A 15722-nucleotide genomic window follows, 5' to 3' on the forward strand; every position below is an offset into this window, starting at 1 on the left:
GGCAGTGTAATGGCATACACAAAAATATTAGAAACAATTCCGGAAAGTTATTTTGGTAAGACGATGGGACGTAAACTTGATGTTGGAAGTAAACCCCTCATAAATATGGCGGTAGGGATACCTGATAAACCAGTACCTGATAGCGTAATTCAAGCACTGACTGAAAGTATTCAAAATCCACAGAATAATAAATACGGTGTGTTTAGAGGGAAAGAAACATTTAAAGCTGCAATTAAAAAGTTCTATAAAGACGTATATGATGTTGAATTAGACCAGGACAAAGAAATTTGTATTTTATATGGTACGAAAAGTGGGTTAGTGCATCTACCGACATGTGTGATTGAGCCGGGAGATGGTGTATTATTACCAAATCCGGGATACACGGATTATTTAGCGGGTGTGAAACTTGCTAGAGGGGAACATTATGAGCTGAAACTGTATCCGGAAGAACATTATTTACCTGATTTCGATAAAGTAGATGAAGCAAAACTTAATAACACAAAACTAATCTATTTAAATTATCCAAGTAACCCTACTGGTGCAGTTGCAACAAAAGCATTCTTTGATGCGACGATCAATCGTTTTAAAGACACAGATACAAAAATTGTGCATGACTTTGCATATGCTGCATTTGGGTTTGATGCAAAAAATCCTAGCATCTTGCAATCACCAGGTGCTAAGGATGTGGCGATTGAAATCTATTCATTATCTAAAGGTTTTAATATGTCTGGTGTACGCGTGGGATTTGCTGTAGGTAATGCAGAAATTATCGAGAACTTGAACTATTTCCAGGATCACACGCAAGTGGGTATGTGGGGTGCCATTCAGGACGGTGCTGTAGCGGCATTAGAACTTGGTGAATCGTTTTTAAATGAACAGAATGAATTATTTAAAAGACGTCGAGATAAAGTGACTCAAGCTTTAATTGAAGCAGATATTCCGTTTGAGCCGATGCAAGGTGGCATATTTATCTGGATAAAAGTGCCGGATGAATTTAATAGTGAAGAATATGTAGATTTCTTACTAAAGTCACAAAGTATGCTTACAACACCGGGACTTCCGTTTGGAAGTTTAGGTGATCAATACATTCGTGTTTCACTTGCAGTAGATGATGCTCAAGTGGATGAATTTATTGAACGCATTAAAGAAACAAATGTTCTTTATGAATGATAAAAAAACAGGATGCTATTTTGGCATCCTGTTTAAATATATATGGCTATAATCACAATAACCATTAAAGCGATAACAAGTGAAAAAATATCTAGAATTCTTTTTGCTTTTGAATCATTAAATTTATGTTTATAAGCTGCGATTTCAATATTCATCAATAAACATATCGCAAGTAATGTAATCCAGAACTTCATATTTCCCGGGATATGCATTACAGATGTAAATATAAAGAAGCAATACCCTAATCCTAATATAATACGTAATATATTTAATATATTCAATTTAAGATGATAGATACTCGTGTAACTTACAATAAGATACATCAATGTGAACAAAGTGATTAAAAAAATCATACTGTACGTCCTTTCTTAAAGTACATCATTAAGACGATTGTACCTATAACTGTCATTATTGCACCGAAATAAAATGGTGCATCAATTTGTTTTGATAAAATTCCGGTAAAAGCAAGTGGACCAAGAATACGTCCTAAGCTATCCATACTGTAACTGATAGAAGTGAGTTTACCCATATTACTACGATTGCCTTCTTTAGTCAATCTGCTTGTAAGCAACGTTCTAACTAATGCGTTACCAGCCATTAGAAGTACTAAACATAGTCCTGCATACCATAAATTCATAGAGAATGGTAATAGGATAAATGCGATAACTGTTAATATCTGACCTGTAATAATAACAGGTTTTTCTTTCCCATCTTTTACTTTACGTAAATAACCACCTTGAAGACCGGCATTGATCAATCCACCGATCATAAAAAGAAGACCCATTTGAGTAGTTGTGATATTTATTTTCTCAATTTCAAAGAGCTGGAAAGTACTTTCCATACCACTCATCGTAAACATAACGATAAAAGTTGAGATTAAGATGAATATAATTTGTGGTGTCAGCATTTTTGAAGTACCTAGCGCAGTTTCTTTCGCACTGTTTCCGTGATAAGTTTCCTGTAAAGTTAGCATTGATAATATTGCAATTAGTACCAGTATGGCACTTGTGACAAAGTATGGCACCTGATAACTGATGCCGGATAACAAGCCACCAACTGCAGGACCGAAGATGAAACCAAGTCCAATCATCATTCCCATGAGTCCCATATATTTATTACGTTCTTCTTCACTTGTCATATCACTCACCATGCTTGTTGTCGTTGAGAAACAAGCACCGGAGAAGATACCACCTATAACACGTGCAGTATAGAGCATTGCCAGGTTATCGATAAAAAGACCGAACAAAAAGAAGCTTAATGTAAATCCGATAAGTCCGATGAACAATATTTTTTTACGGCCAATTTTATCTGATAGATATCCCCAAAATGGTGCGGCTAAAAATGAAAATATTGAATAACTGGCTAGCAATAATCCCATATGAAATGCATTTAAGTGCATACTATGCACAAGTGCCGGGATTACAGGAATAACAATGCTAAAGCCAAAATATATAAAAAACTGAATTGCCATAAGTAATTTGATTTGTTTGTTCATAAAGTCACTCCAAAAAAAATTTAATACATATATTGTAACGAATAATAGTGGAAAAGAATATAAAAAGTCACGGTTTTTTACCGTGACAGATCGCATTACATTTTATCGCGTGTTTCCTGTATTGCTTTTTCGATTTCAACAAGCTTTTGTTCTAATTTAGGTGAAGATTGACCGGTTGATTCAACCTTCTCTAAATCGTTTTGGATTCTTATATATTCTTCTTTAAGTTCTAATAATTGTTGTTCTAAATTCATTATTTACTTCCTTTCTACAGGTATCCAGATTTCTACTTTCGGGTTATCGGTTTCAAAATTCATATTTAGCGGGTAGAATTCTAAATCAGCAGTTTGCAATGGTCTGAATGGTGCATCTTTAAACCAAGTACCGTAAATATACTCAAATGTTTCCTGAATAGCTGTTGGAATGGGACCGATTGCATCAAATACAACCCATTTAGACGCAGGGATATAAGCTGTTTCGTAATTTTCATGCGGTTCTTTAGTCGCAACTGAAATTAAGTAATTTAAATGTTCAGATGGTTCTGTTTTAATGCATGCACCGATGTGACCTTTTAAAGTATCTACATCATTTAATTTTTGTAAGTCAGCAAGTGTGCCGTTGTGTTCAAGCTCATCCCAGAGTGGTTTGATTTCTCCCATTGTTTCGGTAGTGAATTCTCTTTTTAAACCACTAAGATAAAATGCGCCGAGCGATACAACTTTATATGTCATATAAAAACCCCCTTCTAAAAGAAATATACATGAAAAGTGGTATATTATAAAGTGACAAGAATATTGGAGGCATGTATATGAGTAAAAAAGTAAAAACAAACGCATTAAGAAAACTTGATCAAAAGAAAATTTCTTATGAAACGTTCACATATTCGATAGAAGAAGATCAAGTTGATGGGATTACCGTAGCGAATAAAATTGGCCAACCAGTTGAAGAAGTATATAAAACATTAGTACTACAAGGTAAAAATAATTATTATGTCGCTGTTATTCCAGTTGAAGCAACGCTTAATATTAAAGCTATCAGTAAAGTAGTTGGTGAGAAGAAGTTAGAAATGCTTGCTGTAAAAAATCTAGAAAAAACAACAGGTTATATTCGTGGTGGCTGTTCACCGGTAGGTATGAAAAAACAATTTCCCACTGTAATTGATGCATCTGCTCAAACACATAAGAAAATTATTGTCAGTGCAGGACAAATAGGTATCCAGATGAAAGTTAATGTAGATGAACTCATACAATTAATCAATGCGAAAGTGAGTCGGATTACCGATGAAGATTAAAGATAACTACATGACAATGTCAATTAAAGATAGACGTACAATCGTTGTCTCAGATATTCATGGCAATATAGATTTATTTAAAGATTTGCTTTTAAAAGTAGCGTATACAGAAGATGATCGGCTCATTATTTTAGGTGATATTATCGATAAAGGTCCTAAAAGTATAGCACTCGTTGAATTTGTAGGAGAATTATTGAAAAATGAACATGTTCACATGGTTCTCGGGAATTGTGACTGTATCTTCGATGAATTAGAAGAAGATTATTTGTACAATTATATGAAACGCCGTCATACACTTGTACATGAAGCGCTGGATAAACTCGGTAAGACACTGGATGATTATGAATCACAAAGTGATATGGCTAAGGACGTGCGTAAGCATTTTAGTTACATTCATGATATCGTTCGTGATTTACCTTTAATGATTGAAACAGAAGATTTCATATTTGTACATGCAGGTATAGACCAATATGATTATATGAATACGTCTCGTTATAACGCACTGAACATGCCATATTTCTATAATGCAACGCATGATGCTGAAAAAATGGTTGTGGTCGGTCATTTTCCGACATGTAACTTTGTTGAAGATGGACTTATGAATAACAACATTAAGATAAATGAAGCGTCACGTATCATTGATATCGATGGTGGCAATCAAGTGAAATATAGTGGCCAACTTAACGCGTTAATCATTGAATATACAGATGATGCATACACATTAAATACTTTGGCGGTAGATGATTATAAGAGAAAGGTTGTAATTCAGGATTTCGAAGTGGCCTATCAGGAGCCGCATACGTTTACTTATCCGCATTTTGAAATAGAAGTATTTGATGGGGATGAATATTTCACGCAGGCAAAACACATACATACAGGAATAGACTTTATGGTAAAGACAGAATTTATTAAAGCAATTGAAGATGGCTACCGTCTAAAAGATGATTACACCGATTATTTCATGGATGTATCAATTGGAGAAGAAGTTGCTATCATTGATGATTCATACTTAGGGTATACACTTATTATGAAAGATGGTATTACTGGTTGGGTACCTGAAGAAGTATTGTAACAAGCTATTAAGAGAGAAGGTTTATCATGACACAAAGCTTTATTATGATTATCGCTTTGATTATGCTCGGATATATTTTGAAAAAGCTAAAATATTTAAAAGAAGAAGATGGAAGAGTACTCGCTACTTTAGTGATGAATGTAACATTACCTTCCCTTGTGATTGTGACTTTAAGCGGGGTAGAAATTGATGCATCATTGATTATGCTTCCGATTATCATGATTATATATGCAGTCATCGCAAAATTTTTAGCAATCCTTTTGTTTCTGAAATATAATAATCAAATTCGTGGCTCAGTAGGTATGATGGCTTCAGCTTTTAATATTGGATTATTTGCTTATCCACTGGTTGAGCAGATGTTTGGTGCTAAAGGATTACTGTACTTTGGAATGTTTGATATTGGTGGAGCTATTATGATGTTTGGTGTAACTTACTTTGTCGGCAGTTACTTTAGTGAAGGGGGAGACACGTTTGATATTAGATATTTATTGATGAGTATGTTAAAGACCGTACCGTTAATGACATATATCATCATGCTGATATTTAATGTGATTCACTTTAAATTACCGTCTCAAGTGCTGGATTTCTTTGAAATCATATCAAAAGCCAATCTACCGTTATCCATGATTTTATTAGGTGTCTTTTTAAACTTTAAAATCGATAAGTATTACTTACCGATTGCAATGAAATACTTAGCGTTCCATTATGGATTAGGGGCATTTGTCGGTGCGATTTGTTACTTCTTATTACCGTTTAATGAGATGTTTAGAACGACTCTACTTATTGGTTGGCTATTACCGATAGGTGTGGCGATTATTCCGTATGCAATGGAATTTAAATATAAGACCATTCCACTGATCAGTATGATAACAAATATTACGATAGTGATATCGATTGTGATCCTGTATATATTTCAGTTGATAATGCTATAAAAGAAGAGCGTAGGACAAATTAACTTTGTCTTACGCTCATAATTTTTTATCCTTTACCACCCATGAATGATGGATATTTTGTCATACCACCATCAACATAGATTGTTTCACCTGTAATATAACTTGCATTTTCACTCGCTAAGAATATTGCCACATTTGCTACCTGGTGAGGTTCACCGATTATTCCCATAGGAATCATTCGTTCTGTTTCTTCACGTGTTTTATCATCGCTAAACTTTTCTTTTGTATGTTCAGTTACAATGGCACCAGGTGAAATATTATTAATGCGAATGCCTTTAGGTGCAAATTCCATACTCATCGTTTCCATCATTAATTTCATGCCACCTTTACTTGATGCGTAATTCACATAGTTTGGCCATGGAATGACATCATGTACACTTGAAATATTAATGATATTGCCTTTTTTACCGGTTTCGATAAAATGTTTACATGCTTCTCTACTACCGACAAATGCACCGGTTAAGTTAATGTGCATGACATTATTGAATGCTTCGGCTGACATTTCGACTGATGGTGTTGCTTTCTCATATCCCGCATTATTAATCATAATATCTAAACCACCAAAGGTATCAATTGCGGTTTGTATAATGTTAACAACATCTTCTTCTACCGAAACATCTCCTTGCACAGTAATTGCGTCTCCTCCATTTTTCTTAACGATTGCAGCAACTTCCTCTGCTGTATCTTTACTTGAGTTATAATTGATAACTACTTTACATTGTTCTGTCCCGAATGCTTCTGCCATCGCTTTACCAATACCGCTAGATGCACCAGTAATAACGACAACTTTATCTTTTAGATCTTTATACATATTTTTCTCCTCCTATACTTATTGTTTGGCTAGTCCTAATAAAAACGCTGCTATAATAATAAGGACAATCCCGATTGCGATGCCAATATATTGTTTCTTTGTCTTCTTTTCTTTTAAAATAAAAATGCCACCCAATGTTGAAACGACGACTAACATTTGTGAGAATGAGAAACTGGTTGCAACACCGACTTTTGGTTGTGAATAGAACAAAGCCATATTACCAAGTGCCCATACAACACCAGGGATAATATTTTTTAAAATATTTTTCTTTTTAGATTGGTGTTTGAAGCTTAATAAAATACCACCAATCAACATACCGATGGCCTGTGGAAATAGTGCATCCCATCCTTCAACGCCGAAGAATTGTCCGATGACAACGTATGTAACATAACCGATTGTAGAAATTATAAGTATAGGTAAAGCTTTCTTATAGTTATTATTACCACCATCTTCATTGTCATCTTTTAATGAAGTTAATATGACTCCGACAACAAGTAATAATAATGCGGCAATACCTAAGACTACGGCTTTAATAGTTGTCCATTCGTTAAAGAATATTACAGATATTAACGTAGTACTTACAAGTTGTAATCCAGTTGAAATAGGCATTGTTTTTGAAACACCGATTAGTTCAACACTTTTAAGTTGATTACCTTGACCAAGTGCCCAAAAAGCACCCGAAATAATACCGACAGCTAGTATTTTCAAATTTAATTCTGGCTGTACAATAAAGTATGTAATTGATCCAATAATAAATGCACCTAACACTGTACCCATAATTTGTTCATATGGTGAACCACCAACTTTAACGTTGATGAGTACAACACTTCCCCAAAGTAATGCAGGGAGTAATGCGATTAATAAATCCATGTGTTCACTCCTTCTCTCCATATCGATAACTAACTTTTACCCTTAATTATTTTTACTAAAACGAGTATCTTTAATCGAAAAAAAATCGAGGTGACTTATTAAACTAAAAATTAGTTTATAAAATCTACCTCGATGATAATATATAGAATTAGATGATGTATTTTACTCTACTGTATATTTAAAATGATTCATTTCATTGATTTTTTTAAATCCAATCGCTTCATAGAAAGCGATATTCTTTTCACGCTTACTTTTCACAGAAATCTGAACGCATTTTGCATGATGTTTATTGAAAGCGTGATCTACGGCAAAAGACACAAGCTCATGACCGATACCTTTATTTCGATACTGTGGATGGGTTGCTAAATATTCGATATTACAAACATCATCGTCGTTGATTTGAATCCAAATACAGGCCTTGACAAGACCTTCATTTAAATAAAGGTAAAGTTCATGTGATTGTCCGACAGTGGAAAGTATCTTCTCACATTTCGTTTTATAGTCTGCTTGTAAATCTTTCATAAGTAAGGTGAAACTTTTCTTATAAATAGGTTTATACTTGATGATTTGTGGTGCAATAGCTGTCGTCTTATTTTCTTCAGCTTTCATCGTATATGTTGTACCTAAATACTGTGTGCGAAGATGCTTCATCACAGCCTGACCAAATCGATGATCTTCATGGAAACTGAAATAATACGTGGTTGTACTTGGATGATTGCGTAAGAAATCCTGCCACATGACTTCTATCATATTAAGCGTTTCTTTATCTGTCTTTGTAGTAATTGGTCCAAGAATATTGGCTTCTGTCTCATTGATGTGTTCTATACCAAAGGCTGCAATGATCTCCTCACCTTCAGTAATTTGCAACATATCTTCTGGATTAATATTGTTCAGTTGGTCGATAATGCTTTGTTTTGTAACACGTATATTTCCTACGTGGTGTTTACTATCCTGGTTTAATCGGAATAAGAAATCAGCTAATAATTGTATATCTTTCATTTGAGAAATGTACAAGTCTTTCACTCCTTGAAATAATGCTGTAATACTTCTAATATACCTTTATTATATGATGAATTGGTATGGTGTTTATATTTAGATTTTGCTTCTTCAGTTGCATTACTTACTAAATACCCATGTTTGACACTGTTGAGCATTAATAAGTCGTTCCCGCTATCGCCAAAAGCAAAGGTATGGTCTTTATCAACATTGAATTTTTCCATTAAATACTGCACTACTGCATGTTTACCGGCAATAGATGGATAAAAATCTACATCGTAATGATTTTCCGGATCACCAATTTTAGGGTTACACTTGCTGACGTTAACGATAAAATTATGTTTTTTACCAGTTGTCTTAATTAAATCAATATTTTCAGTATCCAGATCTCCTAATGAACGATAATAATAGTTACGAGAAAATGGTGCATTTTCAAAAGGGATTTGTGTGATAAGGTCTATATTTTGTTGTTTAAGTTGTTCTTCTATATTGAGAATGACGCTTTTATCAAAATTTAATTGTTGAAATTTATTATGATATGTTTCATCTCTAATCAGTCTATTATTTTTTACATAATATATCTCAGTGCCTGAGTTAGTCGAAATAAAATGTGGATAGTGTCTGTAATTTCCTTTTTCAAAACAAGCTTCTATCATTTCTTTAGTGCTTGCAGAAATAATGCCGAAAAGAATTCCTTTAGCTACAACATTTTGTTCTAAAAATGCGTCTAGGGCGAGTACATCTTCAGGATTACTTAAATCATGTGCGAAAAACGTTTCGTCAAAATCCGAACAGATCAAGTATTCAACATTTTCCGGGAAATGAAGTGACTTCATTACATCCCCTCCTTATTTTATTTAAGCATAACGGAGTCATTATTAAATAACAATTGTAAATATCAAAAAAACAGATGATTCTAAAAATCTGTTATAATTTAAGAAATCAAAAGAGAATAGGACGGATAATATGAAATCAGTAGTACTTGCTGAAAAGCCTTCAGTAGCACGTGATATAGCGCGTGTATTGAATTGTAATCAAAAGAAAAATGGATATATGGAGAACAATCAGTATATCGTAACATGGGCATTAGGGCATTTAGTGACAAATGCAGACCCTGAGCAATATGATAGTAAATATAAGACTTGGGATATGAAAGATCTTCCGATATTACCTGAACGTATGAAATCAGTAGTAATCGGTAAGACGCGTAAGCAGTTTAACGTCGTGAAAAGTCAGATTGAACGTCAAGATGTGAATGAAGTAATCATCGCGACAGATGCGGGTCGTGAAGGAGAGCTTGTAGCGCGTTTAATATTAGAGAAATGTAAAGGGAATAAACCTGTTAAACGTTTATGGATTTCATCAGTTACAGATGGAGCAATCCGTGAAGGATTTAAAAAGCTAAAGCCGGGGAGTGCGTATCATGGTTTATATCAAGCCGCACTTGCGCGTAGTGAGGCAGACTGGATTGTTGGTATTAATGCAACACGTGCTTTGACGACGAAATATGTTGCGCAACTTTCAACTGGACGTGTACAAACGCCTACATTACAAATGGTGAAAATCAGACAAGATGCTATCAATCAATTTCAACCAAGAAAATATTATGGTTTAAATATTGTTGTTGATGGGGTGACTTTTAACTGGCAGTCACCAAATAGAATCTTTGATGAAACAGTTGTAGACGAACTTATTAAAGCATTGCAAACCGAAAAAGCAGTTATAAGCGATGTTGTAACGAACGAGAAGAAACGATATCCAGGTAAGCTATATGATTTAACTTCTTTGCAGCAAGACGCATATCGCAGATTTAAATATTCTGCTAAAGAAACGTTAAGCACGATGCAAAATTTATATGAATCACATAAACTTGTGACTTATCCACGTACTGATTCAAACTATTTAACGACTGATATGGTAAGTACATTAAAAGATCGTGTAGCTTCACTTTCATCAATTGAATATCGTACACAAGTTGTTGAATTATTAAAGTCACCAATCAAAGGTGGCAGCCATTTTATCAATGACGCTAAAGTAAGTGATCATCATGCGATTGTACCGACAGAAGTGCGTGTAAATCTTGATAGCTTAAGTGGACGAGAGCAAAATATCTATATGTTGATAGCGGAACGTTTTTTAAGCAATTTATTACCACCGAATGTCTACGCAGAACAAAAAGTCACTGTAAATATTGGTGGGTCTATTTTTGTAGCGAAACAGGAACAAACTGTAACATTAGGATTTAAGGCATTAAATCATCAAGCTTCTTTAGAAAAACATCATCGTTTCGTAAAAGGCACGACTTTAGAAAACATTAAAATTAATAAAACAACGCATGAAACTGAGCCACCTCCATATTTAAATGAAGGCACATTATTAAAAGCGATGGAAAATCCAAGTAGCATATTTGAGATTGATAAGACAGCACAATCGACGCTCAAATCTGCTGGTGGTATTGGTACCGTTGCCACGCGTGCAGATATTATAGAAAAACTTTATAATTTAAATGCGATAGAGAACTTTAATGGCAATATTAAAGTGACGAATAAAGGACGACAATTGTTAGAACTTGCACCAAATGCGTTGAAATCACCAGAACTTACGGCTGATTGGGAACATAAGCTCACGTTAATTGAGAAAAATAAATATGATAAAAATAAATTTATAGGTGAGATGCGCAAATTCACGAAAGAGATTATCGATGAGATTAAATCAAGTGAAGATAAATTTAAACACGATAATTTGACGACAACAGAATGTCCAACGTGTGGTAAATTCATGTTGGAGAAAAAGACGCGTAATGGTAAGATGCTCGTTTGTCAGGATCCAACATGTGGCACGAAAAAGAATGTGCAACGCAAAACAAATGCACGCTGTCCTGAATGTAAAAAGAAATTAACGTTACATGGTAAAGGTCCGAAAGCGATGTACAGTTGTATTTGTGGTTTCCGTGAAACGCAGGAACAAATGGATAAACGATTTAAATCACGTAAAACTGGTAAAGTATCGAAAAATGAAATGAAGAAGTATATGAAAAAAGAGGAAGAACCGATTAACAATCCATTTGCAGACGCTTTAAAAAACTTAAATCTTTAGTAGATTTTGTGAACATTGTTACCGTTTTCACAGAACATGATACAATAGGATTGAATAAAGTTAAGGGGGCTTCTACTATGGAAGAAGTTAAAAAGAAGTTGAATTTAAAGCCGTATTGGATTATTTTAAGTTTTATCGTCTTAATTGCTATCATATTACTACCGACACCAGCAGATTTGCCGATTATGGCTAAGATGGCACTTGCTATTTTAGCATTTACAGTGATTATGTGGGTCACTGAAGCGGTGAGTTATCCGGTTTCCAGTATGATGATCGTAGCATTGATCATCATGTTGATAGGTTTTAGTCCGATTCAAAAATTAGGTGCAGCAATGGGTAACCCAATGGTAGCAGGGAAACCATTAGCTGAAGATGCGATGTTCGGTACACAAAATGCATTGAAAATTGCATTCAGTGGATTCTCGAGTTCTGCAGTAGCACTAGTTGCAGCAGCGTTATTCTTAGCAACTGCAATGCAGGTAACCAATTTGCATAAACGTCTTGCATTACTTGTCTTATCTGTAGTTGGTAATAAAACAAATGCGGTTGTAGCAGGTTCGATCATTGTTTCAATTATACTCGCATTCTTTGTGCCTTCAGCTACGGCAAGAGCAGGTGCTGTAGTACCAATTTTATTAGGTATGGTAACAGCATTTGGTGCAAAAAAAGAATCACGACTCGCAGCCTTACTTGTTATTACTGCTGTTCAGGCAGTGTCTATCTGGAACGTAGGTATAAAGACAGGTGCAGCACAAAATATGGTCGCTATGGGATTTATCAATAAACAATTTAACCAGGATGTATCTTGGGGTGAGTGGTTTATGTATGCAGCACCATGGTCAATATTAATGTCAATTGCCTTATATTTCATTATGATCACAGTTATTAAGCCTGAAACGAAAGAAATTGAAGGCGGTAAAGAGTTAGTGAAGAAACAACTTGCTGAACTTGGTCCGGTTACTGCAAGAGAATGGCGACTCATCGCTATTTCAGTAGCATTATTATTCTTCTGGGCAACAGAAGCGAAGTTACACCCAATTGATTCTTCTTCTATTACGCTAGTAGCATTAGCGATTATGTTAACACCTAAAGTCGGTGTATTTACGTGGAAAGATGTTGAAAAGTTAATTCCATGGGGAACGATCATTGTATTTGCGATCGGTATCTCTCTAGGAAATTTATTACTGCAAACAACAGCAGCCCAATGGCTAAGTGATAAAACGTTCGGATTAATGGGGTTAGAACATATGCCGTTACTTGCAACAATCGCTTTAATTACTTTGTTCAACATTATCATTCACTTAGGCTTTGCAAGTGCTACTAGTTTAGCGAGTGCCTTAATTCCAGTGTTTATTGCCTTAACTGCAACACTAGGATTAAAAGATAACGCTATTGGTTTTGTGTTAATTCAGCAATTTGTCATCAGCTTTGGCTTCTTATTACCAGTATCAGCACCACAAAACATGTTGGCATATGGTACAGGTACATTTACGGTAAAAGACTTCTTAAAAACAGGTATCGCATTAACAATTATCGGTTACTTACTTATCCTGTTATTTAGTGCGACGTATTGGCAGTGGATAGGATTGTTATAAAAAAATATAATGAACAAGAGCACAGTGAAAAATTCACAGTGCTCTTGTTGTGTTATGCATCTTTAGATAAAATTTTCATATCTTTCGCATCAAGTTCAAATTCTTTAGATTTACCATCTTGACCTTTTAATTCAACGTTATATTTAAATTTACCATCATCGTGATCAAGTGACCACTCTTTAATATCTCCGTTGTAAACTTTTTGTGCAGCTTTTATGATTTTATCAGCTGGAACAAATTTACCGTAATCAAAAGTCTTTACGTTATCTTCATCATCTTCTACTTGAGTAGAGATAATTTTGTTTTGTTCAGCATTTACTTTAATTTCATGTGTCTTCTTATTTGTATCAATTAAAGATATAGAATAGATCCATTGACCGTTATCACGATCGAATGAAATACTTTCTAAATCACCAGGAATTTTCTTTTGAGCAGTCTTGATAGCATCTTCAGGCAATACTTTAATATCATCTAATTTAATAGAAGCTTCATTTTTATCGTTATCATCATCAGCTTCAGTAGCTTCATCTTCATTATCTACGTCATCTTGTTCTTCTACGCTACTGTCGCCTTCTTCTTTTGCATCGTTCTTTTCGTCAGCATTATCGTCTTTGTCATTTGTATCCGTTGCTTTTGTATCCGTTTTTTCTGTTTGTTGTTCTTGTTTAGACTCGTCTTTTGGAGATTTTTCAATATCTTTCGCGTCATTATTACATGCTGCAAGCGCAAGTGCCGAAGATAGAATTAAACTTAATATTTTAAATTTCATAATAATAATTCCTCCTTTGTTATTTATATTTTGTATTCCCAAAATATAGACAAAAAAACATTCAAATGATTTATATGCATTTTTTATTATGATTAAGACATAATGACTATAGAAAGTTTAAAAGATATGACTTTAGGATAAGAAAAATAACTAAAATACGAATATTAAAATTAATATTCATAAAATTGTATTGATTTTTCCGAACGTTGAGATTAGACTATACAAGTATAAAAATTAAAAAAGGGAAGTGCACAATGAGAAATTATTTTAAATTTGATGAATTAGGCACGAATTATAAAAGAGAGATACTTGGTGGATTAACGACGTTCTTATCAATGGCGTATATTTTAGCGGTTAACCCAGCAATGTTATCTTTAGCAGGCGTTAAAGGTATTCCTGAGAGTATGCGTATGGATGCGGGTGCAGTTTTCGTTGCTACAATTTTAGCTTCAATCGTCGGTTGTTTATTTATGGGGCTTATTGCGAACTATCCTATTGCCTTAGCACCAGGTATGGGACTTAATGCATTCTTCGCATTCACGGTTGTATTACAATATAATATTCCATGGCAAACTGGATTAACAGGTGTATTATTCTCTGGTATCTTCTTTGCATTGCTTACGATAACCGGTCTTCGAGAAACGATTATTAATGCAATTCCATTTGAACTTAAAATGGCAGTGTCAGCAGGTATTGGATTATTCATTACTTTCGTTGGTTTAAAAGGTGCTGGTATCGTTCAGGCAAATGAAGCGACATTAGTATCTTTAGGGAACTTACATGATCCTCATGTATTGCTTGCTGTAGCAGGTATCGTACTAACGATAATTTTAATGGCTAAACGTATTCCGGGTAGTATTTTTATCGGAATGATCATTACGGCTATTGCAGGTATGTTGTTCGGACTAATCGATGCACCGAAGCAAATCATTGGAGCAGTACCGAGTATTGAGCCGACTTTCGGTAAAGCATTCGATGCTTTTAGTAACCCTTCTGAATTATTAAACTGGAAATTCATTTCAGTTGTACTTACATTCCTATTCATCGATTTCTTTGACACAGCAGGAACATTAGTTGCTGTTGCAACACAAGCAGGTTTAGTAAAAGATAATAAATTACCAAGAGCAGGACGTTCGTTATTTGCAGATTCATTAGCGACAATTACGGGAGCAATATTCGGTACATCTACTACAACATCTTATATCGAGTCATCTGCAGGTGTAGCAGTTGGAGCACGTACAGGATTTGCAAGTGTTGTTACAGCAATCTGTTTTGCATTGGCTTTATTCTTCTCACCATTAATGTCAGTAGTTACGAGTGCAGTAACAGCACCCGCGTTAGTGATCGTAGGTGTATTGATGGTTAGTAATTTAAATAAGATAGAATGGCCGAAGTTCGAAATCGCAGTACCGGCATTTTTAACAATTATTATGATGCCATTAACATATTCAATCGCTACAGGTATTGCATGTGGATTTATCTTCTATCCTATTACGATGGTTATGGCGAAACGTCATAAAGAAGTGCATCCAATTATGTACTTCATGGCAGTAGTTTTTATTTGTTATTTTGCTTTCGTACAACATTCATAAAAAAATTGCGGA

16 protein-coding genes are annotated in these 15722 nt (G+C 34.5%); 7 read left to right on the forward strand and 9 right to left on the reverse strand.

All coding sequences use genetic code 11. From position 1 onward, the window contains the following. Nucleotides 1-9 precede the first annotated feature (9 nt). Nucleotides 10-1170 carry an aminotransferase class I/II-fold pyridoxal phosphate-dependent enzyme gene (locus tag KFV12_RS01640; RefSeq protein WP_111716825.1) on the forward strand — a complete coding sequence of 387 codons (1161 nt, stop codon included), beginning with the start codon at nt 10-12 and terminating at the stop codon, nt 1168-1170. Between the two features lie 32 nt (nt 1171-1202). Here KFV12_RS01640 and mspA read toward each other — a convergent pair whose 3' ends face one another. From mspA to KFV12_RS01660, 4 genes are all read right to left on the reverse strand, one after another. Then, nucleotides 1203-1523, reverse strand: coding sequence for a membrane stabilizing protein MspA (gene mspA / locus KFV12_RS01645; protein ID WP_111716823.1), 321 nt, complete (start codon nt 1521-1523; stop codon nt 1203-1205). Then, complete coding sequence (locus KFV12_RS01650; protein ID WP_254257127.1) at nt 1520-2665, reverse strand: MFS transporter; 1146 nt, start codon at nt 2663-2665, stop codon at nt 1520-1522. Before KFV12_RS01650 ends, mspA begins: the two co-directional genes overlap by 4 nt. A gap of 95 nt (nt 2666-2760) precedes the next feature. Next, nucleotides 2761-2919 carry an SE1832 family protein gene (locus KFV12_RS01655; protein ID WP_170122542.1) on the reverse strand — a complete coding sequence of 53 codons (159 nt, stop codon included), beginning with the start codon at nt 2917-2919 and terminating at the stop codon, nt 2761-2763. Between the two features lie 3 nt (nt 2920-2922). Continuing rightward, nucleotides 2923-3396, reverse strand: a complete 474-nt coding sequence (locus tag KFV12_RS01660) for a GyrI-like domain-containing protein (protein ID WP_254257128.1) — start codon at nt 3394-3396, stop codon at nt 2923-2925. A gap of 77 nt (nt 3397-3473) precedes the next feature. On the opposite strand from KFV12_RS01660, the gene ybaK reads away from it, so the two are divergent. From ybaK to KFV12_RS01675, 3 genes are read left to right on the forward strand one after another with little or no spacing between them, the layout of a single operon-like run. Then, complete coding sequence (gene ybaK / locus KFV12_RS01665; protein WP_254257129.1) at nt 3474-3956, forward strand: Cys-tRNA(Pro) deacylase; 483 nt, start codon at nt 3474-3476, stop codon at nt 3954-3956. Next, nucleotides 3946-5028: a metallophosphoesterase gene (locus KFV12_RS01670; protein WP_239242032.1), complete on the forward strand. Its 1083-nt coding sequence runs from the start codon at nt 3946-3948 to the stop codon at nt 5026-5028. Before ybaK ends, KFV12_RS01670 begins: the two co-directional genes overlap by 11 nt. A gap of 26 nt (nt 5029-5054) precedes the next feature. Continuing rightward, nucleotides 5055-5960, forward strand: coding sequence for an AEC family transporter (locus KFV12_RS01675; RefSeq protein WP_254257130.1), 906 nt, complete (start codon nt 5055-5057; stop codon nt 5958-5960). A gap of 46 nt (nt 5961-6006) precedes the next feature. Here the strand turns inward: KFV12_RS01675 and KFV12_RS01680 are convergent, their stop codons facing one another. From KFV12_RS01680 to KFV12_RS01695, 4 genes are all read right to left on the reverse strand, one after another. Continuing rightward, on the reverse strand, nt 6007-6792 hold the full coding sequence (locus KFV12_RS01680) for a glucose 1-dehydrogenase (protein ID WP_254257131.1): 786 nt from the start codon (nt 6790-6792) through the stop codon (nt 6007-6009). 18 nt (nt 6793-6810) lie between these two features. Further along, nucleotides 6811-7662 (reverse strand): GRP family sugar transporter, encoded by an 852-nt coding sequence (locus tag KFV12_RS01685; RefSeq protein ID WP_254257132.1) that lies wholly within the window; start codon nt 7660-7662, stop codon nt 6811-6813. 162 nt (nt 7663-7824) lie between these two features. Next, nucleotides 7825-8676, reverse strand: a complete 852-nt coding sequence (locus KFV12_RS01690; RefSeq protein ID WP_254257133.1) for a GNAT family N-acetyltransferase — start codon at nt 8674-8676, stop codon at nt 7825-7827. Between the two features lie 5 nt (nt 8677-8681). Continuing rightward, on the reverse strand, nt 8682-9494 hold the full coding sequence (locus KFV12_RS01695) for an HAD-IIB family hydrolase (protein ID WP_254257134.1): 813 nt from the start codon (nt 9492-9494) through the stop codon (nt 8682-8684). 130 nt (nt 9495-9624) lie between these two features. Between KFV12_RS01695 and KFV12_RS01700 the strand changes: the two genes are divergently transcribed. Together KFV12_RS01700 and KFV12_RS01705 are read left to right on the forward strand one after the other, a co-directional pair. After that, nucleotides 9625-11754 (forward strand): DNA topoisomerase III, encoded by a 2130-nt coding sequence (locus tag KFV12_RS01700; protein ID WP_254257135.1) that lies wholly within the window; start codon nt 9625-9627, stop codon nt 11752-11754. 77 nt (nt 11755-11831) lie between these two features. Beyond that, the gene (locus KFV12_RS01705) at nt 11832-13349 is read left to right on the forward strand and encodes an SLC13 family permease (protein WP_254257136.1); all 1518 of its coding nucleotides are present in this window, start codon (nt 11832-11834) and stop codon (nt 13347-13349) included. Between the two features lie 52 nt (nt 13350-13401). Here KFV12_RS01705 and KFV12_RS01710 read toward each other — a convergent pair whose 3' ends face one another. Beyond that, nucleotides 13402-14118 carry a PepSY domain-containing protein gene (locus tag KFV12_RS01710; protein ID WP_111716801.1) on the reverse strand — a complete coding sequence of 239 codons (717 nt, stop codon included), beginning with the start codon at nt 14116-14118 and terminating at the stop codon, nt 13402-13404. 254 nt (nt 14119-14372) lie between these two features. Between KFV12_RS01710 and KFV12_RS01715 the strand changes: the two genes are divergently transcribed. Continuing rightward, nucleotides 14373-15710 carry an NCS2 family permease gene (locus tag KFV12_RS01715; RefSeq protein ID WP_254257137.1) on the forward strand — a complete coding sequence of 446 codons (1338 nt, stop codon included), beginning with the start codon at nt 14373-14375 and terminating at the stop codon, nt 15708-15710. The last annotated feature ends 12 nt before the right edge of the window (nt 15711-15722 follow it).

It is taken from the genome of Macrococcus epidermidis (assembly GCF_024205965.1).
GTDB lineage: Bacteria > Bacillota > Bacilli > Staphylococcales > Staphylococcaceae > Macrococcoides > Macrococcoides epidermidis.